27 protein-coding genes are annotated in these 26017 nt (G+C 43.9%); 15 read left to right on the forward strand and 12 right to left on the reverse strand.

Annotated features, from left to right (window positions below):
- The first annotated feature begins 290 nt into the window (after nt 1–290).
- From MTF70_RS08175 to MTF70_RS08195, 5 genes are all read left to right on the forward strand, one after another.
- Complete coding sequence (locus MTF70_RS08175; protein ID WP_025767933.1) at nt 291–1388, forward strand: autoinducer 2-binding periplasmic protein LuxP; 1098 nt, start codon at nt 291–293, stop codon at nt 1386–1388.
- Entirely contained in the window at nt 1388–3964 is a 2577-nt protein-coding gene (luxQ, locus tag MTF70_RS08180) for a quorum-sensing autoinducer 2 sensor kinase/phosphatase LuxQ (protein ID WP_017635176.1), read from the forward strand. Before MTF70_RS08175 ends, luxQ begins: the two co-directional genes overlap by 1 nt.
- Nucleotides 3965–4259: 295 nt before the next feature.
- A complete protein-coding gene (gene slyA, locus MTF70_RS08185; protein ID WP_017635177.1) occupies nt 4260–4715 on the forward strand; it encodes a transcriptional regulator SlyA in 456 nt (151 codons plus the stop codon).
- Between the two features lie 35 nt (nt 4716–4750).
- Nucleotides 4751–5809, forward strand: a complete 1059-nt coding sequence (locus tag MTF70_RS08190) for an HlyD family secretion protein (RefSeq protein WP_005373588.1) — start codon at nt 4751–4753, stop codon at nt 5807–5809.
- Between the two features lie 12 nt (nt 5810–5821).
- Nucleotides 5822–6859, forward strand: coding sequence for a DUF2955 domain-containing protein (locus tag MTF70_RS08195; protein ID WP_017635179.1), 1038 nt, complete (start codon nt 5822–5824; stop codon nt 6857–6859).
- Nucleotides 6860–6861: 2 nt separating this feature from the next.
- Here the strand turns inward: MTF70_RS08195 and MTF70_RS08200 are convergent, their stop codons facing one another.
- The gene (locus MTF70_RS08200; protein WP_005373585.1) at nt 6862–7524 is read right to left on the reverse strand and encodes a flagellar brake protein; all 663 of its coding nucleotides are present in this window, start codon (nt 7522–7524) and stop codon (nt 6862–6864) included.
- Between the two features lie 95 nt (nt 7525–7619).
- Complete coding sequence (locus MTF70_RS08205; protein WP_205461121.1) at nt 7620–8546, reverse strand: DMT family transporter; 927 nt, start codon at nt 8544–8546, stop codon at nt 7620–7622.
- A 148-nt stretch (nt 8547–8694) separates the two neighbouring features.
- Here MTF70_RS08205 and MTF70_RS08210 point away from each other — a divergent pair, with 148 nt between their 5' ends.
- Nucleotides 8695–9150: an Lrp/AsnC family transcriptional regulator gene (locus MTF70_RS08210; protein ID WP_005373581.1), complete on the forward strand. Its 456-nt coding sequence runs from the start codon at nt 8695–8697 to the stop codon at nt 9148–9150.
- 5 nt (nt 9151–9155) lie between these two features.
- Nucleotides 9156–9779 carry a class I SAM-dependent methyltransferase gene (locus MTF70_RS08215; RefSeq protein ID WP_170893131.1) on the forward strand — a complete coding sequence of 208 codons (624 nt, stop codon included), beginning with the start codon at nt 9156–9158 and terminating at the stop codon, nt 9777–9779.
- Between the two features lie 24 nt (nt 9780–9803).
- Here the strand turns inward: MTF70_RS08215 and MTF70_RS24430 are convergent, their stop codons facing one another.
- Together MTF70_RS24430 and MTF70_RS08220 are read right to left on the reverse strand one after the other, a co-directional pair.
- Entirely contained in the window at nt 9804–10034 is a 231-nt protein-coding gene (locus MTF70_RS24430; RefSeq protein WP_080276950.1) for a hypothetical protein, read from the reverse strand.
- A 271-nt stretch (nt 10035–10305) separates the two neighbouring features.
- Nucleotides 10306–10854, reverse strand: coding sequence for a hypothetical protein (locus tag MTF70_RS08220; RefSeq protein ID WP_017635183.1), 549 nt, complete (start codon nt 10852–10854; stop codon nt 10306–10308).
- 96 nt (nt 10855–10950) lie between these two features.
- On the opposite strand from MTF70_RS08220, the gene MTF70_RS08225 reads away from it, so the two are divergent.
- The 4 genes from MTF70_RS08225 (at nt 10951) to secF (ending at nt 15175) form a co-directional block, all read left to right on the forward strand.
- Nucleotides 10951–11619: an SH3 domain-containing protein gene (locus MTF70_RS08225; protein ID WP_205461079.1), complete on the forward strand. Its 669-nt coding sequence runs from the start codon at nt 10951–10953 to the stop codon at nt 11617–11619.
- Between the two features lie 168 nt (nt 11620–11787).
- Nucleotides 11788–12267 (forward strand): hypothetical protein, encoded by a 480-nt coding sequence (locus MTF70_RS08230; protein ID WP_005373572.1) that lies wholly within the window; start codon nt 11788–11790, stop codon nt 12265–12267.
- Nucleotides 12268–12431: 164 nt separating this feature from the next.
- The gene (gene secD / locus MTF70_RS08235) at nt 12432–14270 is read left to right on the forward strand and encodes a protein translocase subunit SecD (protein ID WP_005373570.1); all 1839 of its coding nucleotides are present in this window, start codon (nt 12432–12434) and stop codon (nt 14268–14270) included.
- Nucleotides 14271–14272: 2 nt separating this feature from the next.
- Nucleotides 14273–15175 (forward strand): protein translocase subunit SecF, encoded by a 903-nt coding sequence (secF, locus tag MTF70_RS08240; RefSeq protein WP_005373567.1) that lies wholly within the window; start codon nt 14273–14275, stop codon nt 15173–15175.
- A gap of 58 nt (nt 15176–15233) precedes the next feature.
- Here secF and MTF70_RS08245 read toward each other — a convergent pair whose 3' ends face one another.
- Together MTF70_RS08245 and MTF70_RS08250 are read right to left on the reverse strand one after the other, a co-directional pair.
- Entirely contained in the window at nt 15234–15500 is a 267-nt protein-coding gene (locus tag MTF70_RS08245) for a hypothetical protein (protein WP_005389279.1), read from the reverse strand.
- 15 nt (nt 15501–15515) lie between these two features.
- Nucleotides 15516–16136 carry a LysE family translocator gene (locus MTF70_RS08250; protein ID WP_021035942.1) on the reverse strand — a complete coding sequence of 207 codons (621 nt, stop codon included), beginning with the start codon at nt 16134–16136 and terminating at the stop codon, nt 15516–15518.
- Nucleotides 16137–16875: 739 nt separating this feature from the next.
- Here MTF70_RS08250 and MTF70_RS08255 point away from each other — a divergent pair.
- From MTF70_RS08255 to phaC, 4 genes are all read left to right on the forward strand, one after another.
- A complete protein-coding gene (locus tag MTF70_RS08255; RefSeq protein WP_005373555.1) occupies nt 16876–17616 on the forward strand; it encodes an SDR family oxidoreductase in 741 nt (246 codons plus the stop codon).
- Nucleotides 17617–17628: 12 nt separating this feature from the next.
- Nucleotides 17629–18837 (forward strand): acetyl-CoA C-acetyltransferase, encoded by a 1209-nt coding sequence (locus tag MTF70_RS08260; protein ID WP_031777157.1) that lies wholly within the window; start codon nt 17629–17631, stop codon nt 18835–18837.
- A 44-nt stretch (nt 18838–18881) separates the two neighbouring features.
- Complete coding sequence (locus MTF70_RS08265; protein ID WP_005373550.1) at nt 18882–19229, forward strand: phasin family protein; 348 nt, start codon at nt 18882–18884, stop codon at nt 19227–19229.
- A 66-nt stretch (nt 19230–19295) separates the two neighbouring features.
- Nucleotides 19296–21071, forward strand: a complete 1776-nt coding sequence (gene phaC, locus MTF70_RS08270) for a class I poly(R)-hydroxyalkanoic acid synthase (RefSeq protein WP_205461078.1) — start codon at nt 19296–19298, stop codon at nt 21069–21071.
- Nucleotides 21072–21241: 170 nt separating this feature from the next.
- Here phaC and MTF70_RS08275 read toward each other — a convergent pair whose 3' ends face one another.
- The 6 genes from MTF70_RS08275 to napF all read right to left on the reverse strand — a co-directional run bounded on the left by MTF70_RS08275 (nt 21242) and on the right by napF (nt 25856).
- Complete coding sequence (locus tag MTF70_RS08275; RefSeq protein ID WP_005373546.1) at nt 21242–21376, reverse strand: TIGR02808 family protein; 135 nt, start codon at nt 21374–21376, stop codon at nt 21242–21244.
- A gap of 11 nt (nt 21377–21387) precedes the next feature.
- Nucleotides 21388–21966: a NapC/NirT family cytochrome c gene (locus MTF70_RS08280; protein WP_005373542.1), complete on the reverse strand. Its 579-nt coding sequence runs from the start codon at nt 21964–21966 to the stop codon at nt 21388–21390.
- Nucleotides 21967–21994: 28 nt separating this feature from the next.
- The gene (locus tag MTF70_RS08285) at nt 21995–22450 is read right to left on the reverse strand and encodes a nitrate reductase cytochrome c-type subunit (RefSeq protein ID WP_005389061.1); all 456 of its coding nucleotides are present in this window, start codon (nt 22448–22450) and stop codon (nt 21995–21997) included.
- 78 nt (nt 22451–22528) lie between these two features.
- Nucleotides 22529–25018 (reverse strand): periplasmic nitrate reductase subunit alpha, encoded by a 2490-nt coding sequence (napA, locus tag MTF70_RS08290; RefSeq protein ID WP_205461077.1) that lies wholly within the window; start codon nt 25016–25018, stop codon nt 22529–22531.
- Nucleotides 25015–25323: a chaperone NapD gene (locus MTF70_RS08295; protein WP_005373535.1), complete on the reverse strand. Its 309-nt coding sequence runs from the start codon at nt 25321–25323 to the stop codon at nt 25015–25017. Before MTF70_RS08295 ends, napA begins: the two co-directional genes overlap by 4 nt.
- A 47-nt stretch (nt 25324–25370) precedes the next feature.
- A complete protein-coding gene (napF, locus tag MTF70_RS08300; protein WP_005373529.1) occupies nt 25371–25856 on the reverse strand; it encodes a ferredoxin-type protein NapF in 486 nt (161 codons plus the stop codon).
- Between the last annotated feature and the right edge of the window lie 161 nt (nt 25857–26017).

A 26017-nucleotide genomic window follows, 5' to 3' on the forward strand; every position in this document is an offset into this window, starting at 1 on the left:
TCACATTGGCGGTTTCTTTTTGTTTTTGGAGTACCATGTAGGAATAAACTGACGCATAATGGGCTGGTGTTCTGTTTAAAGGTCCTGAATATGAAAAGCGCGAAATGTCTCTACGTCATCGAGACAAAGGAAGCGACTCAATGTACTTTATTTGCATCCACTCAGACCAAGAACCAATTTACTATTGAAACAGACACTAAGAGGAAGGTAGATTACAAGAGTATAGGATGACTCGGCTAGGTAATGAATAGAGCTGAATTAGGCTCATAAAAAAGCTAAAAGAGCAGTAGATGAAAAAAGCGTTAGTATTCTCCCTGATTTCAATGGCCGCTTTTGCGCCGAATGTGCAGGCCACCCAAGTTCTTAATGGGTATTGGGCATATCAAGAGTTTTTAGACCAGTTTCCACAACAGAAGCAGCTAACTAGTGCGTTGGCTGAAGTGGTAAGAGAAACCCCTGTACCCGTAGCAAAAGACAAGAAGCGTCCACTGAAAATTTCTGTTGTTTATCCAGGGCAGCAGATCTCTGATTATTGGATTCGAAACATCGACGCGTTTGAAAAACGCCTAGATAAGCTTGATATCGACTATCAACTAAATCAAGTGTTTACTCGTCCTAATGCAGATATAAAGCAGCAGAGTTTGTCTTTAATGGAGGCGCTGAAAAGCAACTCCGATTACTTGATCTTTACTCTAGATACCACAAGACATCGTAAGTTTGTTGAGCATGTCTTAGATTCAAAGAAAACCAAGTTAATTTTACAAAATATCACCACACCTGTTAGGGATTGGGAACATCATCAGCCGTTTCTTTATGTTGGTTTCGACCACGCAGAAGGAAGTCGTGAATTGGCCGTTGAGTTTGGCAAGCGTTTCCCTAAACATAGCCACTATAGTGTTCTCTATTTCTCGGAGGGCTACATTAGTGACATCAGAGGCAACACTTTTATCAACCAAGTGAACCGCGATAACCAGTTTGAACTACAATCTGCTTACTACACCAAAGCAACAAAGCAATCTGGGTATGAAGCTGCAAAAGCCAGTTTGGAGAAGTATCCGGACGTTGATTTCATTTACGCGTGTTCTACCGATGTAGCATTAGGTGCTGTTGACGCTCTTAAAGAGTTAGGTCGTGACGATGTCATGCTCAATGGTTGGGGCGGCGGTTCAGCAGAGTTAGAGGCGCTTTCTAAAGGGGAGTTAGACGTTACCGTTATGCGTATGAACGATGATACAGGTATTGCAATGGCTGAGGCCATTAAGTGGGATTTAGAAGGAAAGCCAGTTCCCACCGTTTACTCTGGTGATTTTGAAGTCGTTACCAAATCGGACTCTCCAGAAAGAATTGAAGCATTAAGAAAACGTGCATTTAGATACTCAGATAATTGATGACAACTACATCAAAAACAAGAAAGCGTCGCTCACTGTCGACGCTTATTACCAAAATAATTATTCTCGTACTTGCTCCGATCATTCTAGGCATCTTTGTTCAGAGTTATTACTTCTCGAAGCAGATTATTTGGCAGGAAGTCGACCGAACCAAGCAGCAGACCTCTGCCCTGATCCTGAACATTTTTGATAGCCATTTTGCTGCGATTCAGATTCATCACAACAGCAATTCGAAAAGTGATGTTGTATTGGATTTTTATACAGAACGTGATGAAGAGGCACTCAATTACTTTTTCATGAGTATTGACCAGAGTGATCCTTCCCATACACCGGAGTTTCGTTTCCTAACCGATCATCAAGGTATTATTTGGGACGATGGCAACGCGCATTTCTATGGCATCAACAACCTGATACTTAGCCGACTTGCCAGTCAAGTGACCTTTAGCAACAACTGGTATTATCTACCCTCACAGACCCCGATGGGAACTCGCCATCTGTTACTTCGTCGCGTACCCGTTTTACAACCTAAAACCGGTGAAGTGATGGGGTACTCTTACAATGTTGTTGTTTTAGATAATAACTTTGGGTTGATGGAAAGGCTAAAAAATGAAGGCAACGTCGACAATGTTGTGTTGGTCGCTAACAACACACCATTGGCAAGCTCATTAGTAGGAGATGAGGCTTATCAAATATTTGACGTACTCAAACGACGAGAGTCCCAGCACAAGCTTGACCAATTATTGATCATCAAAACCCCTATTGAGGTAAATGCCGCCGAGACTGACTTGTGCTTGCTTACTGTGCAAGACAATCAGAGCGTGGTGACATTGCAAATCCAACACCTGCTAGCAATGCTAGCCTCAGTTATCGGTATGGTCATGATTGCGCTAATGACTAAAGAATGGATCGAGAATCGAGTAGTTGAAGAGTTAGGATCCCTGATGGCATATACCCGCTCGGCTCGTGAAGAAAAAGGATTTGAGCGTTTTGAGGGGTCAGATATTGAGGAATTCGATCATATTGGTTCGACACTAGAAAACACTTTTGAAGAGCTTGAAGCACAAAAGCGGTCTTTCCGCGACCTGTTTAACTTTGCGTTATCACCTATTATGGTGTGGTCTGAATCGGGTGTGCTTGTCCAAATCAATCCGGCAGCACGCAAAGAGTTAGTCATGGAAAACGATGTTGAAACCATGCACCCAGTGTTCAAAGGTTTCAAAGAAAAGTTGATGCCACACCTTCGCATGGCGGCTCAGGGAGCTACGTTGACAGGCGTTAATGTGCCAATTGGAGACAAAGTATATCGCTGGAACTTATCGCCGATTCGAGTTGATGGAGATATTAGCGGTATTATTGTTCAAGGTCAGGATATAACCACGCTTATTGAGGCGGAAAAACAGAGTAACTTGGCGCGCAAAGAAGCAGAAAAATCTGCTCAAGCCCGTGCCGACTTTCTGGCTAAAATGAGCCATGAGATCCGAACGCCAATCAATGGAATTTTAGGGGTTGCTCAATTGCTAAAAGACTCTGTGGAAACAGAAGAGCAGAATAACCAAATTGACGTACTTCGACATAGTGGTGAGCACTTACTTGCTGTTTTGAATGATATTTTGGACTTTTCGAAGATTGAGCAGGGTAAGTTTAATATCCAAAAGCACCCGTTTTCTTTCACTGATACAATTCGAACGTTAGAAAACATTTATCGTCCTATTTGTGAAAGTAAAGGCGTCAACCTTGTCATTGAAAACAAAATAGATCCCAATGTTGAAATCTTTACTGACCAAGTTCGTCTGAACCAAATTTTATTCAACCTAGTCAGTAATTCTGTGAAGTTTACGCCCTCGGGTAGCGTGCGCTTGCATGCGGAACTGGAGCAGTTCTATGGCGCTGACAATAGCGTGCTGGTCGTGGAAATTACGGATACAGGTATCGGCATCGAGTCTGACAAACTCGACCAAATGTTCGAACCTTTTGTTCAAGAAGAAGCAACAACGACTCGAGAATACGGTGGTAGTGGCTTAGGGCTGACCATTGTGAAGAGCCTTGTCGACATGCTGGAAGGTGATGTTCAAGTCCGCAGTCAGAAAGGTTTAGGAACGACTTTTGTCATTACAATGCCAGTGAAAGATCGTGAGCGAGTACTCACCCCTCTTGATTCGAGTTTGCGAGTTAAGCCAGGTGAACTATTTGCAGAGAGTCTCAAAGTGTTGTTGGTAGAGGATAACCATACTAACGCATTCATTCTAAAAGCGTTTTGTAACAAGTACAAAATGCAGGTTGATTGGGCGAAAGATGGGTTAGAAGCAATGGAATTCTTAAAAGATCATACTTACGATTTGATACTGATGGACAACCAACTTCCGCATCTTGGTGGAATTGAAACGACCAAAGAGATCCGACAAAAGCTGAAACTAGGCACGCCAATTTATGCGTGTACTGCTGACACCGCGAAAGAAACCAGTGACGCCTTTATGGAATCGGGTGCGAACTACGTGCTTCTCAAGCCGATTAAAGAAAATGCGCTCCATGAAGCATTTGTGGATTTTAAACAGCGGTTCTTAGTTGAGCGAACATAAGGAATTGGCTCACTACGGGATAATCCAATTATTCATTATCTGAAAAGCACAACACCATGACTGTGGGTTGTGCTTTTTTGTATCTGACCCTTTTACTCTTATACAAATCAGACTTTATTGGTCTCGACGTTTGTTGTGTACATCGCTGCATTTCAAATTCAAACATCGTGTTGTGTTACTTAGATTTCTGCCCCTTCACTGACGCACCCAACGTGATTTCAATCACAAAAAGATATTTACTTAGCGTGCTAACTATTTTATATTACTTAGCACGCTAAGTAATTGAGTAGATCTTATGATTCAAGACATCAACAGTTTGCGAGACCTTTCTCTGGCTGAGAAATTATCTCGTGTTGCTCGTTTGTGGAAAATGGTTGCAGATCGCGAGTTAGAGCCTTTAAACCTAACGTATCCGCGTTGGACTGCGTTATGGAAGCTTTATCGAATGGGTGACAACATCAGTCAGAAGCATTTGGCTGAAGCGCTTGAGATCGAGTTAGCGTCGTTGATGCGAACATTAAAATTATTAGAAGAGCAATCTCTGATCGTTCGCCATTGCTGTGAACACGATAAGCGAGCACGTATTGTTAGCCTCACAGAAGAGGGGAAAACCCTACTAAAGCAAATGGAGGCTCGGATTCTTCAAGTTCGAAGCAAGCTCCTAACGGACATCAACGACCAGGAACTTCAGCAGCTTTCATTGATTCTTGATCAGATTGCTCACAATGCGCTTGATTCACTTAGCGAATAAGTCAGAAAACCGAATAAAAAGAGAAGTAAACGCCTATGACTCCAGATCAAAAATTCGCACGTTGGATCAAATATTCTTGCGTCGCGTTTGTCCTTGTCTTTGCCTATTTTCTAGTTGCAGATCTCGCCATGCCGTTGACGCCTCAGGCAATGGCAACGCGTGTGGTAACTAAAGTGGCCCCCCGTGTGAGTGGGCAGATTACGCATCTTTATGTTGCCAACAACCAAGAAATAAGCCAAGGCGATCTACTATTTCAGATTGATCCCCAGCCTTATCAGCTCGCCGTAGAAAAGGCTCAACTTAACCTTGAGCGTGTGATTCAAAACAACGAACAACTTGATGCTTCTATTGCTGCGGCAAAAGCAGACGTTGAAGCGAGCAAAATCGTGGCGGAACAAAAAGTTCGCGAAGCAAAACGTCTTAATACTCTGTTTCACCGTAATGGTACTTCGCAACAGCAGCGCGATGACGCACAGAGCAGTGCAACGGCAGCTAAAGCGAACTTACTGGCCGCACGTGCTCGTTTAAAAGAGTTGGAAGTAAACCGCGGTGATTTAGGCGCGACGAATGTGAATATCCGCGTAGCGCAAAACCAGCTAAAACAAGCGGAACTTAATCTGTCTTACACTCAAGTCTCGGCGGAACATGATGGCGTTGTCGCTAACTTGCAGCTGGAGACGGGGGCCTATGCGGCAGCTGGTACACCTCTTGTCGCTTTAGTCTCCGATGACGTGGATATCATTGCCGACTTTCGTGAAAAGAGTTTACGACACTTTAATCAGAACAGCCGTGCGTTAGTGGCTTTTGATAGCTTGCCTGGTGATGTATTTGAAGCTCGTATTACGAGTGTGGATGCCGGGGTCAGCTCGGGTCAATTCGATGCGGATGGTCGCTTAGCAACACCAACTGACTCAAACCGTTGGGTGAGAGACGCGCAGCGCTTACGTTTACATTTAGCTATCGATGAGCCTCAGCAGCGTGCATTTCCAGCAGGGGCTCGAGCAACCGTGCAGTTGCTGCCAGAAAACGCATTATCTGGCTGGTTAGCGAGATGCCAGATCCAATTCTTGAGTCTTCTTCATTATATTTATTAACGAGGAGGCGATATGAAGTTATGGGACCACCCCATGTCGGAAAACGACTTCCGTCAGTGTTTGCGCATTGCAACTGGTGCGACCATTGGTTTCACTTTATGTAAAGTATTTGGTTGGAACTATGGCGTATTCTTTACTGTAACCCCGATGCTGTTACTTGGAATGGTGCCAGTCATGAGTCTACATGCCGCACGACAACTGATTTTTTCAGCGGTTGTGTGTGGATTAGAAGTTGGTGTGCTTGGTGGGTTATTTGGTGGGCACCCAGGCATGATGACAATCATTGCATTCGGGTTGTTCCTGTATAAATTCGCCTGTATGTCAAAAGGGAGCTTATTCTTATTTGGAGCGAACAGCGTACTGAGCTTAAGCATCATGCTGCACTTTGCGAGTTATCCAACCACGGACTTAAATGACCTAATCTTTAGCAATCTGCAAGCGAATGTTATTTCAGTGATCGTTGCTTATGTGGTGACATTTTTGATTCCCGATGCGGAACCTCGTCAGCCACCAGCGAAACCGTCGCAGCCTAAACAGAGTCATCGCATGCGTCATGAAGCCCTTATGGGGGCGAGTATCGCTACAATGTCTTTCCTTGTATTCCAGCTATTTGACCTCAGTGACTCTATGTCTGCTCAGGCGACAACCTTACTTTTATTGTTTCCTATGCATTGGAACGGTGCTTTAGGGTATGCGCGAAAAAGAGCAATGGGGACCTTGATGGGGGTGACCTTTGGTATTGTAGGACAACTTGTATTATACGATTGGTCGGATACCTTATTGTTTATCGTTCCATTGCTTTGGATTGGGGCTATGATGTTCAGTTATATGCACGTGAAAGAGTCTAGCGGTTCGGGAGCCGGATTTGGCGGCTTAACCACGTTAGGTATTCTTTTCGGCCAATACCTTACTCCGGATGGTGACTTAATGTTCAGTGCGCTGTATCGCGTGAGCAGTATTTTGTTTGCTATTGTTGCGACGCTGCTTGTGACCTATACGGTTCACAGAATACTCAACAGCTTTGAGGCGACGCGCTTTAGCGAGCAGTAAGTTCAGACGTTACTGGTTAGAAAGGATTGCTCCAGTAACTCTGTTTTTAGTTCGTGAGTCATCTCAATGGAACTAGCAAACTTAATTCCAACTACCCATCCCTTCACCAATTTCTTAATGTTGGCAATGACACATCGATTTTCTTCTCCGATATAGTGGCTTAACGGGCATTCGATGGTAACACTCTCACCCACGTTGAATTCGGGCTCAATCAAGGTTGATATACCAACACCTGCTAGAGAGAAATCGATAAGGCTACCGTCGTAGACATTCCCTGCATGAATAACGTTACAGTCCATTTGCAACTTGTAACGCTCATGTTCCCGAACTGGTTTGGTTGCAAATGTTCCTGGAATGCGGATAAACAAAAGGGGGGATGGTCGAACGGTCGTCGTCAGCACGCTGGACTTAAACGCAATGACATGGCCTAACTCCGTATCTGATACACCACGCACGATGACATCGGCGTTGGGGAGTTTTCTCATCACTTGCTCTTCAAGCAAACGCATTGGTATATCAAGAATCAAATAAGCATTTTCTTTCATCCCCAGATAGGTGGTGGAATACGTATATTGATCCTTAGGCCCAAATTCGAAATTAGTAGAAAGCTTCATTCCCGGTTTGAGAAACCTATGCAGTTCATCTTTAGTATGAGTGGCTGGCATCACATTGGCGTTTTAATTTTTTAGTTAAGCTGAGGCTATCAAAACGCCATTTTGTTATTCAAGATAGTAAGGCATAAGTTTTTGTAAAATCATCGCTATCTGTGAAGTGGTGGGCGATAAGTTTGGTTCATTCCATCTTTCATAAAGATTTGGCTTGCCACAATACTGCCGCATGTGACCAACATCAGCGCTAACCAAGTGAGAGAATCTGGTTGTTCACCAAAAATTGGAACGGCAAGAAGTGTCGCGACGACTGGAGTTAATGAACCAAAAGCAGCGCTGGCTTCGGCACCGATGATCCTAATTGCATAAATGAAAGTGAAAGAAGCGATTAAACCTGCGCCAACACCTTGTAGCATCGCGTGGCCAAATAACTCCTCCCATGGCCACTGGCTGAACGGTGTTACCACCAAATAACTGTCTACCCACCCGAAACCAACGGCGATGATGAGCAGAGCCAAAGACGCGATTGCAACGAATCCTGCACAGATGTGTGCATTAAGATTGGCGACACGAGCGCTGATGGTGAAAGCAGCCCACATGATGCTGCCAGTTAGAAACAGGATATGCCCTTGTAATTGAGACCAGTTGTACTCTGCGCCGCTATTAGAAAGAAGGAATACGAAAATCCCTAACAGCACCGTAGAAAGCCCGATTAAGCGGTGAGCACTCAGCGACTGTTGATAACAAAGTACCGCGATAGCAGAAACAAACAATGGCAAAGTGCCAGGTACTAATGCACTGCCGTGCGCCACGGGAGCGAAATGCATAGCCGTTCCGACGACCAGAAGATAGGGAAGGCCGCTTCCAACCACAACACCAACCAGGTAGCGTTTAGGCACTACGCGCAGCGACTGTTTATGCTTAATCACAAATGGTAATAAAATTATACTTGGGATTAGAAAGCGAACTAACGCGATATCGGCTGGCTGCAAGGCAGAAATTGCGCCCCCTTTTAAAGAAATAAAGAAACCAGACCAAAGCAGTAAGGTCGTTAATATAGCTGCGTATCCCAAGATCATTATCGACATGTCCATTTGTAAATGATGTGTTAATTGTTGAATAAAACTCTTGCCAAAGGGAGGCAAAGTTTGACGTAATTAGGCTTGATGTTGGTGATAAATTGCGTATAAGTGTTAATTGTTGGTGATTAAAGGCACGGAAGAATAAATGGATAAAATTGACAGGCAACTTATCAACCTAATGCAGAAGGATGCCACTCTGACAACGGCAGAACTTGCTGACCAAGTAGGGCTATCGGCATCACCTTGTGCAAGACGCATTAAGCGTTTGGAGCAGGAAGGTGTAATAAGTGGTTATCGAGCTATTGTGTCCAGAGACACTGTAGGCATCGCGATGACTGTATTTGTTGAAGTGAGTTTAAATAACCACCAAGCTTCTTCGATTGATGAGTTTGAACATGCCGTTGTTGAGATGGATGAAGTGATCTCATGCCATGTCGTATCAGGGGCCTATGATTACCTGTTAGAGGTGGTCAGTAAAGATCTCGCTGGTTATGAAACATTTACTAGAAAGTTACAGCGATTAGAAAATGTGAAAGATATTCATACCCACCTGGCGATTAGACAAGTGAAAGGAAATGGCAGTTTACCGATTTATGCATAAGAAAGATGAAATTTTTCGATAGACTTAAGATTGCCCACTATCATCGAAAGCGATATAGACAGTTTGGTAAAGACAGAGCCCGAACTCTGGGATGGGCAGATAAGTATAGTCAGATCAGCCGTTTTGAGGCGTTGTGCCGAGGGTTAACGTTAGACGGTTCAAGTATTTTAGATATTGGGTGCGGCTACGGAGACTTGTTAGCGTTTATCGAACTTACGGGGGGGCTTCCTCAAAGCTATATTGGCATTGATCAGCAAAAACAGTTTATCTCTGAAGCCAGAAAACGAGATTTTCGTACGCAAAGTAAGTTTATATGTGGCGACTTTTCAACGTTGGTATTGCCTCGTTGCGACTTTGTTTTTGCTTCCGGATCATTGAACTATCAATCCACCAACCCAAATCATACCATTGAAATGATTGATAAAATGTACCGAGCGACAGAGAAAGGTTGTGTGTTTAACTTGTTGGATGAATCCAAACTACCCAGCATGAAAATGTTAGCGTCGCACAATAAAGAAGGTGTCTTTCGCTATTGTCGGTTGCTGTGTCCGAATACACGATTGATTGAGGGGTACTCCGAGCACGACTTTACGATTGCCATGATCAAAAAAGAGGAGTCCGTTTCCTGACTCCGCCTTATAAATTCTTAAGCCTTATTGGTTTTTGTATTGTGAGATTTCACAGTTACCTGTGTATCTATCAACCTTGAATGAGAAAGCGGCTGAATGGTATTCCCTCCCATCACTCCATATTGTTTCTCCGAAGATTTTACAAAGATCCAAATCACTGATTGAACCGAACTCTTTTACGTGCCTAACTACTGACAAAAACTTGGCTTTGGTAGCATTAGGACATTCCCTGTTACTTAATCGATTGATAACCATGTTTGTAGCATCATCTCCAGCCAAATGTGACTTTTTATTAAATTTTATTAATGGCTAAACTAACCAAAAAATGTCCATAAGTAAAGCATTAATGTGACGTATGTCTCTATAAATTGATTGTCTTGGTCATGGTTTAGTCAAGTTTGTCAAAGGGAACAATCCCATTATTTACATTTGATATTATTCACGACTAAGGAAAGATAAAAAGCACGAATAACGTCCAATATTGGAGTGAAAAACCAACATCGTCTATTCAAAACTGGCTCTGTTTTTACTTCGAAACATCTTGAGCGTATTGGAGTGCTCGAGCTTCTTTATCATAGACTTGTGACAGAGTTTGATATTGTGAAGAGAGGCGCTTGTAATCTTCAGCAAGTTCCAAAGCGTTGGTGTTATACCATTCCGCAGTTATTTGATTGGCTGTTTTGTTTGACTCGCGGCACTTTTGGGCCAGGATCTCCCACCCATTAGCTGACCATTGGGATTGTGTGCTCAATTTAAGCAGCTGATTCGCTTTAGTTGTGAGCTCTTCTTTGTATTGAATCGATGCTTTTAATTGCGCTTTGAACACATTTTGGTTCGACTTGGCACGCCAAAGTAGCACGAGCTCATGCAGTGAAAAGGTTTCGGACAATAACTGACGCTGTTTATGTTCGGTTAAAAGTGTATTGAATACCTCAACATGCTGATTGTAATTGGACTCTAAGCGATTGAATTGGGTAAGATTGTCATTCCACGACGATGGGTTACATTGAATATTGGCGTGCCCCGTTATCGGGAACAGAAGAAATAGTAGTATCCAATTGAGTCTGTTGATCATTATTGCTCGCGTTAGTTGACCTGCTCTTTTGAGTATATACCCAAATTTCTACGACATGCGTGCTGCTGGTGGGATAAGAATGAAAAGGAAAAGGGCATGAAGAAAATTCTCGTCGCATTGATTGTCATGCTGTTGCTCGGCGGAGCGGGGGCTGGATACTATTTCTTCTTTATGCAGAAAGATGAACCTGAAGCACCAAAGGCTACGCAAGTCGAGCAATCTTCACTGCAAAAAGAAACATCCAAACCGATTCTGGATTTAGAAGCCGCTCCCCCGGAAGTTACCGAGTACTACGTTATTGAGCGTCGTGTCAATGTTTACAACAAGCCTAACTTTAATGCTTTAGTTGTCGATACGCTCTATAAGGGAGAAAAAGTATCGGTGTTAGAAAAAGTAGATGGGTGGTACCGAATCTCCGGCTATCTTGTCTATGAAGAGGGTGGTGAAGAAAAAGCCGAATGGTTGAATGCTGAGGGGTTATCGGAAGCAGAGCCAGTTATTAAAGAGCAAGAGCGCTTAGAGATATTGGATGAATACCTACAGAAGTCGGATGATTTAAAAGTTCACTTGGATATTTTCCGTAAGAAAACACAGCAATTGTTAGACGATGAAACTTGTGACCCGAGTGATTTTGAGGAGCTCGGAGGCTGGGTTCGTTCTGTGACGTTCAAAAAGCGCAACGTTTACTTCATCTATTGTGGCGGTTTGGAGCAAGAGAACAAGATCTACTTAGATGTTGATAAGGGCGATATTTTTTATCGATAACTCACCACCAATTACACTCGTTCTCTAAAGACGTTTTGATAAATGCAATAACGATGCAAACCTGAAATCAGAGATTTATAACTTTTTAGTTGTGAACCATAATCAATAGGAATACTATCAACGAGTCAAGTGACCTAACTTGGCTCTTTGTGTTTTTAGAGAGTTCCTATGCCTTGGATTTACCTTAGAAAGTTGATTTTGCTGCTATTTGCAATGGTATTGCTACCAGTGCATGTATCTGCTGCGCAAATCGACCACAAGGCTCACGTACCGCACTTTTCTAAGCTACAACCTTTTGTAGCCGTAAGTGTATCGCCAAACTCTTCCGTCGATTTTTCTGAAGTTTCAGAAGAAAGCTCTCAATCTCCAGTATCTGAAGGCCATGCAAGTCTCGATTCCGTTGCTTTGTTTAACTCTCAGCGCTGGACGTCTTACTTACGGGAAGGGCTTGATGACGAACACGTAGATTTTGTCGGCGATCTCACTACTCCGTTTTACGCTGATGCGGGTTACGCATACAGCTTGATGGACATTAACTGGCGTCACAACCAGTCCACATTTTATCATTTCACAAGCGATCATCGCATTTCTGGTTGGAAAGAGACCAATGCCATGTACGTCGCACTCAATAGTCAGTTCTCTGCCTAAACACCATCTATTTGCACCATTGTGCACTCTTAACACGACGATTGTATTCGACAGGACGTGAGCGTTCTGAGCATTTCATACCCTGAATTTATTCTGGGAGCATCTGTCGTGTGTTAAGCCTTGTTATTAAAAGCTTCACTTCATCGTGAAGGGATGATGTTTACATGAAAAAAACACCAAAGCAGCAAAAGAACAGAAAGCTGATGAATCACTACTCAGCTTGGAAATATGTCGTATTAATCACGACGGTCATTATCTTAACTTTAAGTGCGATCCCAACTTGGTTTGGCGAACAGCCTTCTATTCAGTTGACGTTTGCGGATCAAAACAACAGTGAAATGTCGGTTGTTCATCTGAATCAACTGCTAAAAACCAACCATATTTCAGCCGACAAAATCATCGAAAAAGACGGCAAAACAACCATTGTATTCGATGGTGAAGATGCGCAAAGTAAAGCTCGTGCGTTGTTAAACAAAGAGCTAAATAAAGACGACAGCATCACTTTCTCATACGTATCGGTTGCGCCAGAATGGTTGAATGAGATGGGCTTTAGCCCAATTAAACTCGGTCTTGACCTTCGTGGTGGCGTTCAGTTCTTGTTGAATGTTGATGTGAATAAAGCGTTTGAAGAGCAACGTGATGCGTTGATTGATGAAATCAAAGCGAATTTACGTGATCAACGTGTCCGTGGTGTGCAAGTTCGAGCAGAAAGCGGCAACCGAATTACGGTAAACAGTGACAGCGAGCAAGCATTGTCGGAAGTGAACAAGTTCTTGCGTCAAAATTACCCTGGCTGGATTTCAAAAAGTTCATCTCGTGGCTTTGTGCTTGAACCGAGTGAACAAAATATCCAAGAATTTCAATCGTCGACTCTTCAACAAAACCTGAAGATCATGCGTGGTCGTATTGAAGAACTTGGTATCACAGAAGCACTAGTGCAACGCCAAGGTAAAGAGAGCATTCGAATTGAACTCCCTGGTGTACAAGATCCTGCTCAAGCGAAAAACGTTATTGGTGCAACAGCAAGCTTGGCGTTTTATGAAGTGAAAGATGCGAGCCAAGCACACAGCAGCCAAGATCTTGTTCTTCAAGACAATGACGGTCGTACGGTGATTTTGGCAAAACGACCAGTCCTAACGGGTGAGCACATCGTAAACGCTCGTGCTGGTGTCGACAAAATGGGTATGTCAGAAGTAAATATTTCTCTTGACCACGCTGGTGGTAAGAAAATGAGCGACTTCTCAGCAACTCACATCGGCAAGCCAATGGCGACCGTTTACCGAGAGTACAAAACAAACGATCGCGGTGTAACCGAGCGTAGTGAGCGCGTTATCAGCGTCGCGACTATTCAATCTCAACTTGGTAGCCAGTTCCGTATTACCGGAGCAGGTAGCATGGACGATGCGCAGCAGTTAGCGCTATTGCTTCGCGCGGGCTCACTAACTGCGCCGGTTACTATTGTGGAAGAGCGAACAATCGGTGCTTCTCTGGGTGCAGAAAACATTGAAAACGGTTTTGCAGCACTGGCTTTAGGTATGGGTTTAACACTGACCTTTATGGCACTTTGGTACCGCCGCTTAGGTTGGGTAGCGAACGTGGCGCTTTGTGCCAACATGCTTTGTTTGCTTGGCCTAATTGCTTTGTTACCAGGCGCTGTGTTAACGCTTCCTGGCATTGCAGGCTTAGTGTTAACCGTCGGTATGGCAGTGGACACCAACGTTATTATTTTCGAACGTATTAAGGACAAAATGCGTGAAGGCCGCAGCTTCGCTCAAGCAATTGATCTAGGCTTTGACAGCGCATTCTCGACCATCCTTGATGCCAACATTACTACCATGATCACCGCCGTGATTTTGTACGCCATCGGTAATGGCCCAATCCAAGGCTTTGCCTTAACACTCGGATTAGGTTTGTTAACCAGTATGTTTACAGGCGTATTTGCCTCTCGAGCAATGATCAATTTAATTTGGGGCCGCGATGCCCGTCGTGATGTGAGGGTTTAATCATGGTCGAAATGCTAAAACAAAATATTCGTAAAATTCGCTACTTTACTACGCTAGTTTCCATCATTTTAACGGTGATCGCGATCGTCGCTCTAGGCTTTAAAGGGTTGAACCTAGGTTTGGACTTCACTGGCGGTATGGTGACAGAAGTAAAGGTAGATAAGCAGCTAACTAACCATGATCTGCTTGACGTTCTGCAACCAAAGCTTGGTGAATCTGCGTCAGTGACACGCTCTGGTGAAGATGGCCGTTGGGTGATTCGTTACTCTGCGCCGGAAGATGGACAAACGTTGCCAAGTGTAGAAGAGGTGTTGAAGCCAATCTCTCACCAAGTTGATGTTGTCAGCAACAGTATAGTTGGCGCTCAAGTTGGCCAAGACTTGTTTGAACAAGGTGGCTTAGCATTGTTGATTTGTGTGTTGAGTATTCTCGGTTACTTGTGTTTCCGTTTTGAGTGGCGTTTGGCAAGCGGTTCACTGTTTGCTTTGGCTCATGATGTGATCTTAGTGCTTGGTTTCTTTGCAATTACTCAAATGGAGTTCAACTTAACCGTTTTTGCTGCTGTGCTGGCGATTTTAGGTTACTCATTGAATGACTCGATCATCATTGCAGACCGAATCCGTGAGCTGTTGATTGCGAAACAGAGTTGGAAAACAGAAGACATCAATGATCAAGCTGTTATCGCGACGTTTTCACGCACTATGGTGACATCTGGTACGACATTGATCACTGTTGGTGCATTATGGATTATGGGAGGAGCGCCTTTGGCTGGTTTCTCAACCGCCATGTTTATTGGCGTTCTGTCGGGTACATGGTCTTCGATTTCTATTGGTACTGTGCTGCCTGAGTGGTTGAAACTGGAGCCGAAACATTATCTTCCAGTTGAGATCGACGCTGCGCCGTAGCATTATTTTTAAGGTAAAAGTGCTTGCGCCACTCATCTTGAGTGGCGCTTTTTTGTGCTTATTTCACACGCATCAAGCGATGTTTCACAAGTCCCAAATCGAACTCTAAGACTTGTGAGCGCTTCATTGCTTCGACTTTATTCAACATTGACTCTTGGTAGCCTTTCTTCTTCATCCACTGAAGAGGTACAGAGAAAGCATCTTCATTAACGACATAAGACTCGCCTTTATGCTCACCGGTATAGACGTTCACAACCCAAACTCGGGCTTGAAAGTCCAATACTTCACCCATGACTTTAGCTATTTTATTCAGAATATTTTTCATTGTTTCCAGTTTGCCTTAGCTTAGTAGCAACCAGACACCAACTCCCATCATTAAAGTGCCTGCGATACGGTTCATTAGACGTACATTCTTAGACTGACCTAATACGTGTTTCAACCCTTTACCACCAGTAGCGTACAGAGACATGCAAATGAACTCAAACAGTAAAATAATGGAGACAAGTATGATCAGTTGCGGTGCAAGCGCTGCGTTTTGGTCTATAAAAGGCGGTAAAAGAGAAATCATAAATGCCCAGCCTTTTGGGTTTGCGATTGCGGTAACGAAGCCTTGCATGATCAGTGCGATATTGTCACTCTTTGGTGTTTCTAAGTTGTCGACATTAATCGCAAGTTTCCCTCGCGATCGCCACATTTCAACTCCAAGATAGAGTAAATAACCGCCACCAATGAACTTTAACGCGATAAACATCCAAGGATAATTGAGCATAATCGCAGCGATACCTAACACCGCAGAGACTGACACCAGCGCAACACCGAGAAGCTCTCCTATCATCATCCATAACGTGCGACGATAACCGATACTCATACCTAACGTTAGGGCGAGAGTCATGCACATACCAGGCGTGATTGAGACAAAAAAGAAAGTAGGGATGAACATACTGAGCAATGCAAGATTCATATCTGTTGATGATTTAGTAATTAAAGAGAAGCCACAAAGATAGTGCAAAGTGGAAAAGGATGCTACTACAAAGCGAACGATTACTTTCACTAGTAGCTAGTTGATGTTCTTCGAATATATAAATTTAAAATGAAATTATATTTTAATCTATGCGTCATAATAGTGCGTATTGCACCAGCATGAGGCAAGCTCTTATATCATTTTTAGATTAAATATATTTAACTTATTATATTTTATCGGTATTAATCATCACTGTATTAAAATAATCGAATTGATAACTAAATTATCATTAAATGCAGTAATTAAATGATATGTTTGATAATTATTTTTACTGATAATTGAATTATTATTCTAATCTCAAGTTTGTTGTAATCATATAGGCTTAAAATTCAGATCTTAAATCATGACATAATGTAACGTCTACCATTCTGTATGTAAGTGCATGATATTTAATAATTATGTTTCTATTTCTGTTGGTGTGGCTTTTGTGGAAGTGTGATTTAAAACAATGGCTTATGTAAAATTAACCATTTTATAACATTTCACGGGTAATGAGATCTAAATCAATCTTATGCAATTGGGTGAGTTTTTTATTTGAAATGTAATATTTCTAGGTTAACTTAAAATAAAGGCAGCACGGGATTGGTTGTCAAAAGAATAAATAAACACGTCAGTTGGTGAACTATTTCATCAGTGTATTAAGTTTGCTTTTTAAATGCCGTTAAGAATGGAGTCTTCAATGAAGAAAGTCGCTTTGATCACTGGATCAAAAGGCGGAATTGGTTCTGCTATTTCCTCTCAATTAGTCAATGACGGTTACCGTGTAATCGCTACTTATTTCACAGGTAACTACGAATGTGCGCTGGAGTGGTTCAACAGCAAAGGGTTTACCAAAGATCAGGTTCGCCTTTTTGAGTTGGATGTAACAAACACGACAGAGTGTGCAGAGAAATTGGCGCAATTGCTTGGGGAGGAAGGAACCATTGATGTTGTTGTCAACAACGCAGGAATTACACGTGATGGCGTGTTTAAAAAGATGACTGCGCAAGCTTGGAATGATGTCATCAATACCAACCTCAATAGTTTATTCAACGTTACGCAACCCCTGTTTGCTGCAATGTGCGAAAAAGGCGGTGGTCGTGTCATCAATATCTCTTCAGTCAATGGTCTTAAAGGGCAGTTTGGTCAAGCAAACTACTCGGCGGCGAAAGCTGGGATGATCGGTTTCTCTAAAGCCTTAGCATACGAAGGTGCTCGCTCGGGTGTAACAGTTAATGTTATCGCGCCGGGTTACACGGGAACGCCAATGGTTGAGCAAATGAAGCCAGAAGTGCTGGAATCTATCACGAACCAAATTCCAATGAAACGTCTTGCGACACCAGAAGAAATTGCAGCATCAGTGAGCTTCTTGGTCAGCGATGCGGGCGCCTATATCACCGGAGAGACTTTGTCGGTGAACGGCGGCCTATACATGCACTAAGGAGATAAGATGATGGAAAAAGTATTTATCGTAGCGGCGAAGCGTACCCCAATCGGCGCTTTTGGTGGCAGCCTGAAAAATACTTCTGCTGGCGATCTGGCAGCAGTAGCGATTAAAGGCGCGTTGGAGGCGGCAAAGTTGCCTGGCGACAAGGTTGACGAAGTGATTGTTGGCAACGTTGTTGGTGCAGGTCAAGGAATGGGTGTTGGCCGCCAAGCGGCACTGTTTGCGGGGATTCCTGAATCTGTTCCTGCATATGGCGTAAACATGGTTTGCGGTAGTGGCATGAAAACGGTCATGGATGCCGTGTCCCATATCCGTAGTGGCGATGCTGAGATCGTTGTTGCAGCGGGTGTTGAAGTCATGTCTCAGATTCCGTTTGCCGCACCAAGCAGCATTCGTGATGGCAACAAAATGGGCAATCTGGAGCTAAAAGATCTGCTCGTAGCGGACGGTTTAACCGATGTTTACAACCAATATCACATGGGTGTGACGGCAGAAAACGTAGCAAAACAAATCGGCTTAACTCGCCAGCAGCAAGACGAATACGCGCTGTCTAGCCAACAGAAAGCGGTAGCCGCTATCGAAGCTGGCAAATTTCAAGACGAAATTGTGCCAGTGGAAGTAAAGCAACGCCGTGAAACCGTGATGTTTGATACGGATGAATACCCAAAAGCGAACGCGACAATGGAAGCCTTAAGCAAGCTACGTCCTGCTTTTGACCGCGAAGGCACTGTGACTGCGGGTAATGCATCAGGCATTAACGATGGCGCGAGTGCGATTATCGTTGCGTCTGAAAGCGCAGTTAAAGCGCATGGATTAACGCCGCTTGCTGAGATCGTAAGCTATGCGCAATCGGGTCTTGATCCGAAGATCATGGGCCTAGGTCCTGTTGAGTCGGTCAATAAAGCACTCGAAAAAGCGGAACTCACAGTAAATGACATCGACGTTTACGAGTTAAACGAAGCATTTGCAGCGCAAGCACTTGGCGTGATTCATCAGTTGGCGGAAACAAACCAAGTTCCAGTTAACGCGATTCAAGATAAAGCGAACTTTAACGGTGGTGCTATCGCGCTAGGACACCCGCTTGGTGCATCTGGAAACCGAATCTTAGTCACGCTGGTTCACGAGCTTCATAAACAAAATGGTCAATATGGCGTTGCTTCACTTTGTGTGGGCGGCGGCATGGGCACGGCTGTGGTTGTAAAGACAGTTAAGTAATTATTTAAACGGACATTTTTAATTCTTTCTCTAGGAGACAAACCATGTACACAGATTTCTTCAAAACATTTAGCGATCAAACTGAAAAAAATCTAGAACCTTACTTGAAGTTCAACAAGCTAGTGACAAAAAACGTAGAAGTGTTGACCGAGCTTCAATTGAACGCCATTCGCACATACAGTGAAGTGGGTCTAAACCAGATGAAAGCAGCGACAGAAATCAAAGACGTAACGTCATTGACTGCTTTCAACAGTCAGCAACTAAGCGTACTTACTAAACTTTCTCAACAAATGATGGATGACAGCAACAAGCTTCAAGCGATTGCAAAAGAGTTCAAAGAAGACGTTGAGAAAATGACTTCGGAAAATCTAAAGACTGTTACTCCAGCGTAATTTGTCCGATTCTCGCCGCCCCTAGATTTGGGCGGCGTTGTTTTTTCCGAATATAGGAGTAAGACTATGTTTCAACACTTCTTTTCGGACTATCTTGTGAAGCTTCAGGAAACCAATCATCAGTGGTGGCATGATTTCGAAGTGAACAAGGCAGTCGTGAACTCTCCTTTAAACAAGGCCATGCAAGAAGTGAACTTTGAGGATACTGCCAAACTGTTCGAACAAGCTGCGAATCAGCCTGCTGCGATTTTAAAGCTGCAAGCACAGTGGTGGGAACAGCAGCTGCAAATTTGGCAGAATGTTTCATTGGCAGGGAACCAAGCACAAATCGTCGAAGCTGAAAAAGGGGATAAGCGTTTCTCAAACGCAGCGTGGCAAAATGAAGCCATGTATAGCTTCATCAAACAATCCTACCTTTTATTTAGTAAGACCTATCTGGACACCATCGAGTCTTTGGAAGGCTTAGATGAAAAGACGAAAGAACGTATTATTTTTTTCTCTCGCCAAGCCATTAACGCCCTTTCTCCTTCCAACTTCATCGCCACTAACCCAGAGCTTTTGAAGCTGACACTTGAGCAAAACGGTCAAAACTTACTGGCAGGCTTAGAGCAGTTGAAAGAAGACGTTGAGTCGAGCGCAGACATTTTAAAAATTCGTATGACGAATAACAATGCATTCCGCGTGGGCGATGACGTTGCGACGACACAGGGCAATGTGGTTTTTCAAAACGAATTGTTTGAGTTGATTCAATATCGACCTCTAACAGAGAAAGTGAATGCGACGCCGCTGCTCATCGTCCCACCTTTCATCAATAAATACTACATCCTTGATTTAACAGCAAAGAACTCAATGGTTCGATGGTTGTTAGAGCAGGGGCATAGTGTATTTATGATGTCTTGGCGCAATCCAGGCAAGGCACAAGCGCACATAGAGTTTGGTGACTACGTGACAGAAGGCGTAGTGAAAGCCGTCGCTGTAATTGAAGATATAACAGGACAAGAGCAAATCAATGCTGCTGGTTATTGTATCGGTGGTACTGTTTTAGCAAGCACGGTTGCCTACTACGCTGCAAAACGTATGAAGAAGCGCATTAAGTCTGCCACTTTCTTCACCACGTTGCTCGACTTCTCTCAACCAGGTGAAGTCGGCGCGTATATCAATGACACCATTGTTAGTGCAATTGAAGCGCAAAATAACGCAAAAGGGTATATGGACGGCCGTTCCTTAAGCGTGACGTTTAGTTTACTGCGTGAAAACAGCTTGTACTGGAACTACTACGTCGACAATTACTTGAAGGGTAACAGTCCGGTTGATTTCGACTTGTTGTACTGGAATAGCGATAGCACCAACGTCAGCGCTGCATCTCACAATTTCTTGCTTCGCGAGCTCTATTTAGAGAACAAGCTAGTGCAAGATAAAGGCGTCAAAATTGGTGGAGTATGGATTGATCTAAATAAGATCAAAATTCCTAGCTATTTTGTGTCAACGAAAGAAGACCACATTGCGTTATGGCAGGGAACTTACCGTGGTGCGCTGAACACGGGTGGTAACAAAACGTTTGTCCTCGGTGAGTCTGGTCATATTGCGGGCATCGTGAACCCTCCAGCTAAAAATAAGTATGGTTATTGGTTGAACGATAATTTGGATGACTCTGCTGATGAGTGGTTGAATAACGCGGAACACAAAGAGGGATCGTGGTGGACACACTGGAACGAGTGGTTACTCCAATTCAACCCTAAAGAGCAAGTTGAGCCTTTCCCTATTGGCTCAGAAAACCATCCGGTTATTGATGAGGCGCCAGGACAATACGTCAAACAGGTTCTGCCAGTAAAAGAATCTTAAACGACTCCCTATAGCAGTAAATCTTAGCGGCCTTTATGGTCGCTTTTTTTATGTATGATTGCTTGTTTATTGTTGGCAAGTACCATTGATTAATAAATAAAAAGCGCCGAGCATTTGCTCGGCGCTCAGTGTCAACAAATAGGCTAGTTGACGAGTAGAGATGCGTTACGTTACACCTCTTTATCCTTACCAAATGACAGCAGCCAGAGAGAGATTGCTGCTACCGCCACAAAGCCGGAAAGAATAATCACTGGCATAGCACTGTAGCCAAGGATATGCCAAATTACAGATTCTAATGTACTCATGGTAAGTCTCCTTAGTGCCAGCCTTCAACGCCGCTCATGTCTGGTAGTTTGTGCGCAATACCTTTGTGACAGTCTACACATGTTTTCTCGCCTGAAGCTAGAGCGGTGGAGTGTTGTTCTGCCGCACGTGATCCTTGCTGAGAGTAATCCATGAAATCAAACTCATGACAGTTACGACATTCAAGAGAGTCATTCTTTTTCATACGTGCCCACTCTCGTTCTGCGAGGTGTCCACGACGCTCTTGGAACTTCTCTGGCGTATCGATCGTCTTCGTTACGAAGTGTGCAAATAGCTCTTTAGATGCCTGTACTTTACGAACGATCTTATCCGTCCATTCATGAGGAACGTGACAGTCTGAACAAATCGCACGAACACCAGAACGGTTGGAGTAGTGAATTGTTTCTTGAATTTCAGCAACGATCGGCGCGTGACAGCCAGAACAGAATTCTTCTGTGTTGGTTGCTTCCATACCTGTGTTGAATGCGCCCCAAAATAGAAGGCCACCAGCGAAGCCTAGAAATAAAACCACACCAGCGGCAGCTTTACTCGGGCTCGACAGTCTCTTCCAAAACGCTTTAAGTATTTTCATAAGTAACCTCTTAGTACTCGCGTTTCAATTACTGAAGCGAATCGACTGCCTTAAACTCGTTTTCCACTAGTGGTTTTGCATCCGTTTGTGGAACGTGACATTGCAAACAGAAGTAACGACGAGGAGACATATCTGCCAGTACCGCATCTTCTCTGTTTACATAGTGCGTTACGCTAATTTTAGTCGCACCTGACTCTTTTGCATTTTTCCAGCTATGACATGCAAGACACTTGTTAGCATTTAACGAAATTTCGTAGTGACGAATGCTGTGTGGGATCAACGGTGGTTGATAAACATAGCTGTCTTCAACGATTTGATCTTTAGGGAAGTCTTTGAACTCGTCTGCTGGACGCGTATCTTCCAATTGAGACATTCCACGTAAAGATTCTAGACCACCAATACCACCAGGATTATCCAACTCAGCTTGCGCAATGCCTGTCACTAACGCACCTACAGATAAAACTGCGACAAGTAATTTTTTCATCATTTCATCTCCGCCTTTATGGCTTAAATTCTTTATTAGGCCGCCATAATGACGGCCGTAGCATTCAGTATCTGAAGGTTAAGCAATCTTAGTGATTTTGACTGGGCACTTCTTAAAGTCTGTCTGTTTAGACAGTGGATCAGTCGCATCTAGGATAAGCTTGTTAATCAAAATACGTGCATCAAAGAACGGTACGAATACCAAACCTTTTGGCGGACGGTTACGACCGCGAGTTTCAACACGAACGCGTACTTCACCGCGTTTGTTTGCCATGAGTACTTCTTCACCACGACGAACATTGCGTGCTTTTGCGTCTTCTGGGTGCATGTAACACACTGCGTCTGGTACTGCTTTGTATAATTCAGGTACACGACGAGTCATGGTGCCTGTGTGCCAATGCTCAAGAACACGACCAGTACATAACCACATATCAAATTCATCGTTCGGTACTTCTGGTGGCGCTTCGTATGGCGCGGAAATGATCTTCGCTTTGCCATCAGCATTGCCGTAGAAGTCCCAACCAGAGCCTTCTTTCGCGTATGGGTCTGAACCTTCTTTAAAGCGCCACTGTGTTTCCTTACCATCAACAACAGGCCAACGTAGACCACGTACTTGATGGTAGCGGTCGTATGGAGCCAAATCATGACCGTGACCACGGCCAAATGTTGCGTATTCCTCAAACAGACCTTTTTGAACATAGAAACCGAAGTGGTGAGCATCGTCATTCAGTTCACGAGCTTCTTCGATAGGGAATTTGTCGACGTTACCATTGCGGTAAAGTACGTCGTACATTGTTTTACCACGGTATTGAGGCGCTTTCGCTAGAAGCTCTTCAGGCCACACTTCTTCCATTTTGAAGCGTTTCGAGAACTCCATTAGCTGCCAAAGGTCGGATTTTGCTTGACCGACTGTGCCCACTTGTTGGTACCAAGCTTGGGTACGACGCTCTGCGTTACCGTAAGCACCTTCTTTTTCAATCCACATTGCGGTAGGAAGAATAAGGTCTGCTGCTTGTGCTGTTGCTGTCGGGTATGGGTCAGACACAACGATGAAGTTTTCTGGGTTTCGGTAACCTGGAAGACGTTCTGTGTTGATGTTTGGACCGGCTTGCATGTTGTTGTTACATTGAACCCAGTAACAGTTCAGAACGCCGTCATTCAGCATACGGTCTTGCAATACGGCGTGGAAGCCAGGTTTTGGTGGAATCGTACCTTCTGGCAGTTTCCAGATGTCTTCTGCAATCTTACGGTGTTTAGGGTTAGCAACCACCATGTCCGCTGGTAGGCGGTGAGCAAACGTACCAACCTCACGAGCGGTACCACATGCTGATGGTTGGCCCGTTAGTGAGAATGGGCTGTTCCCCGGAGTCGAGATCTTACCGGTTAGTAGGTGGATGTTGTAAACCAAGTTATTCATCCAAACACCACGAGTATGCTGGTTCATGCCCATCGTCCATAGAGACATCACTTTCGTGTTTGGATCCGCGTATTGCTTCGCAAGCTCGATAAGCTTCTCTTTCTCAACACCAGAGATTTCAGATGCTTTCTCTACTGTGTATGGCGCTATTGATTTCTTGTACTCTTCGAATGAGATAGAAGTGAGTTTGCCAGAGTTCGGGTTCTTCGCTGCTTTTTGTAGCGGATCATCGTCACGTAGACCGTAGCCGATGTCAGTGTCTGCTTGAGTGAAGTTCGTGTGTTTGTTCACGAAGTCCCAGTTTACTGCATCGTTTTCGATGATGTAGTTTGCGATGAAGTTAGCAATTGCAAGGTCAGACTGAGGATTGAAAATGTAGCCGTGGTCTGCCAACTCAAATGAACGATGGTAGTAAGTAGAAAGCACGTTCACTTTAACGTGAGGGTGGCTTAGGCGGCGGTCAGTAATGCGAGTCCATAGAACCGGGTGCATCTCTGCCATGTTTGAGCCCCAAAGAACGAAAGCGTCTGCGTTCTCGAAGTCATCGTAACAACCCATTGGCTCATCGATACCGAATGCGCGCATGAAACCTACAACGGCAGAAGCCATACAGTGACGAGCGTTTGGATCAATGTTGTTTGATCGGAAGCCTGCTTTCATTAACTTTGATGCAGCGTAGCCTTCCATTACTGTCCATTGGCCTGAGCCAAACATACCTACGCTTGTTGGGCCTTTTTTCTCGAGGGAAGCTTTCCATTTCTCAGCCATGATGTCGAAAGCGTCATCCCAAGATATAGGTGTAAATTCACCATCTTTGTGGAATTTGCCATCTTTCATTCGTAGCATCGGTTGAGTTAGACGGTCTTGACCGTACATGATCTTAGAAAGGAAGTAACCTTTGATGCAGTTCAGACCTTTGTTTACTGGTGCTTCTGGGTCACCCTGTGTTGCTACCACTTTGCCGTTTTGAGTGCCAACAAGAACAGAACAGCCTGTACCACAGAAACGACAAGGTGCTTTGTCCCATGTGATTTTGGTTTGATCAGAGCTTGCAATCAGGTTGGCTGCAGATGCTGGTAGTGTCACACCTGCGACAGCAGCAGCTGATGCAGCCGCGTTTGCTTTCACAAACGCACGTCTTGTCATTTTCATACTTCACCCTCGATTTGGGAATGTTGTGTTCCAGTGTCTTCTTCATCCGTTTCTTCAAGCCCAGTTTCGATTTGGTGATAAACCAATACCGTGCTCAAGACGTTCGGTAAATTATTAATGGCATCGATAGTGTCTGTGATGAAACCTTGGTTCTCAGTTTCAAGTACGACGATAATCTTGCCTTCAGGACTGTCACCATAGATTTCCGCATTTTCGTGTGCTTCTATCTTTTGTTTGATTTCGTCCAAATGTTCCGGCAGCACATGTACTACCAAACTTGAAATATGCACTTCATTTAGTGACATATAGCTCTCTCATTTATTTTTATTGCCTTTGGCCGACGACATTCGGCTTAGGCTGTTGTATTGCTCACATTGATGGATGAAGTCGGGCACACTGAAACACAGGCGCCGCAGCCGTTACACTCATCAAGGTCTAAATTGGGTTGTGCTACTTTCCCCAGTTCTAATTTGAACTGAATTGCCATCGGGTCGCACATATCCCCACAGCTTCGGCATTCGACATTTTGTTTTGCTAAGCAGTTATCGTTGATACTTGCTTTTGCTTGCCAAGGTTGTTCTGTTTCTGGCAAGAAAAGGGGCTCAGGACAGGCGTTTGCACATTGATAGCAAAATGTGCATTCATCGATGGAAAAATCGACCGAGGGGAATCCGCCATCACTTTTGGTTATAATCTTTGTTTCACAGGCCTCAATGCATTTACCGCAGCGAGTGCAATCGTCCGTAAACTGTTGCGGTTTAGTTAACCAAGGCAAACGTACGGCGTTGTCGGGGTGCGCTTTTCTTGCAAAGAGTCTTCTTCTGGAAAGGTCTACCACTTAGTCACCTCGAAACTTGGAACCCAAACTAAGCATAGTCCACAATTTTCATTAATAAACTGTCATTTAAACTAACGAAATTGTAGTTTTTGACATATTTGTATAAATACCTCTTAGGGGGTAAATGGTATGCAATATTGTTTTGGATCAATAAATTCCGT

Source organism: Vibrio sp. 2CM40D (assembly GCF_023161825.1).
In the GTDB taxonomy this organism is placed as follows: domain Bacteria; phylum Pseudomonadota; class Gammaproteobacteria; order Enterobacterales; family Vibrionaceae; genus Vibrio; species Vibrio alginolyticus.

What these genes read in the sequence shown, in the direction of transcription:
- MTF70_RS08220 (WP_017635183.1), bottom strand. Translation starts at nt 10,854, where the DNA reads ATGATCAACAGACTCAATTGGATACTACTATTTCTTCTGTTCCCGATA.
- MTF70_RS08260 (WP_031777157.1), top strand. Translation starts at nt 17,629, where the DNA reads ATGGAAAAAGTATTTATCGTAGCGGCGAAGCGTACCCCAATCGGCGCT.
- MTF70_RS08210 (WP_005373581.1), top strand. Translation starts at nt 8,695, where the DNA reads ATGGATAAAATTGACAGGCAACTTATCAACCTAATGCAGAAGGATGCC.
- MTF70_RS08205 (WP_205461121.1), bottom strand. Translation starts at nt 8,546, where the DNA reads ATGATCTTGGGATACGCAGCTATATTAACGACCTTACTGCTTTGGTCT.
- MTF70_RS08175 (WP_025767933.1), top strand. Translation starts at nt 291, where the DNA reads ATGAAAAAAGCGTTAGTATTCTCCCTGATTTCAATGGCCGCTTTTGCG.
- MTF70_RS24430 (WP_080276950.1), bottom strand. Translation starts at nt 10,034, where the DNA reads ATGGTTATCAATCGATTAAGTAACAGGGAATGTCCTAATGCTACCAAA.
- napA (WP_205461077.1), bottom strand. Translation starts at nt 25,018, where the DNA reads ATGAAAATGACAAGACGTGCGTTTGTGAAAGCAAACGCGGCTGCATCA.
- MTF70_RS08215 (WP_170893131.1), top strand. Translation starts at nt 9,156, where the DNA reads ATGAAATTTTTCGATAGACTTAAGATTGCCCACTATCATCGAAAGCGA.
- MTF70_RS08295 (WP_005373535.1), bottom strand. Translation starts at nt 25,323, where the DNA reads ATGTCACTAAATGAAGTGCATATTTCAAGTTTGGTAGTACATGTGCTG.
- MTF70_RS08255 (WP_005373555.1), top strand. Translation starts at nt 16,876, where the DNA reads ATGAAGAAAGTCGCTTTGATCACTGGATCAAAAGGCGGAATTGGTTCT.
- MTF70_RS08250 (WP_021035942.1), bottom strand. Translation starts at nt 16,136, where the DNA reads ATGAATCTTGCATTGCTCAGTATGTTCATCCCTACTTTCTTTTTTGTC.
- MTF70_RS08195 (WP_017635179.1), top strand. Translation starts at nt 5,822, where the DNA reads ATGAAGTTATGGGACCACCCCATGTCGGAAAACGACTTCCGTCAGTGT.
- secD (WP_005373570.1), top strand. Translation starts at nt 12,432, where the DNA reads ATGAAAAAAACACCAAAGCAGCAAAAGAACAGAAAGCTGATGAATCAC.
- MTF70_RS08230 (WP_005373572.1), top strand. Translation starts at nt 11,788, where the DNA reads ATGCCTTGGATTTACCTTAGAAAGTTGATTTTGCTGCTATTTGCAATG.
- MTF70_RS08200 (WP_005373585.1), bottom strand. Translation starts at nt 7,524, where the DNA reads ATGCCAGCCACTCATACTAAAGATGAACTGCATAGGTTTCTCAAACCG.
- MTF70_RS08275 (WP_005373546.1), bottom strand. Translation starts at nt 21,376, where the DNA reads ATGAGTACATTAGAATCTGTAATTTGGCATATCCTTGGCTACAGTGCT.
- MTF70_RS08280 (WP_005373542.1), bottom strand. Translation starts at nt 21,966, where the DNA reads ATGAAAATACTTAAAGCGTTTTGGAAGAGACTGTCGAGCCCGAGTAAA.
- MTF70_RS08225 (WP_205461079.1), top strand. Translation starts at nt 10,951, where the DNA reads ATGAAGAAAATTCTCGTCGCATTGATTGTCATGCTGTTGCTCGGCGGA.
- MTF70_RS08245 (WP_005389279.1), bottom strand. Translation starts at nt 15,500, where the DNA reads ATGAAAAATATTCTGAATAAAATAGCTAAAGTCATGGGTGAAGTATTG.
- luxQ (WP_017635176.1), top strand. Translation starts at nt 1,388, where the DNA reads ATGACAACTACATCAAAAACAAGAAAGCGTCGCTCACTGTCGACGCTT.
- MTF70_RS08285 (WP_005389061.1), bottom strand. Translation starts at nt 22,450, where the DNA reads ATGAAAAAATTACTTGTCGCAGTTTTATCTGTAGGTGCGTTAGTGACA.
- slyA (WP_017635177.1), top strand. Translation starts at nt 4,260, where the DNA reads ATGATTCAAGACATCAACAGTTTGCGAGACCTTTCTCTGGCTGAGAAA.
- phaC (WP_205461078.1), top strand. Translation starts at nt 19,296, where the DNA reads ATGTTTCAACACTTCTTTTCGGACTATCTTGTGAAGCTTCAGGAAACC.
- MTF70_RS08265 (WP_005373550.1), top strand. Translation starts at nt 18,882, where the DNA reads ATGTACACAGATTTCTTCAAAACATTTAGCGATCAAACTGAAAAAAAT.
- secF (WP_005373567.1), top strand. Translation starts at nt 14,273, where the DNA reads ATGGTCGAAATGCTAAAACAAAATATTCGTAAAATTCGCTACTTTACT.
- MTF70_RS08190 (WP_005373588.1), top strand. Translation starts at nt 4,751, where the DNA reads ATGACTCCAGATCAAAAATTCGCACGTTGGATCAAATATTCTTGCGTC.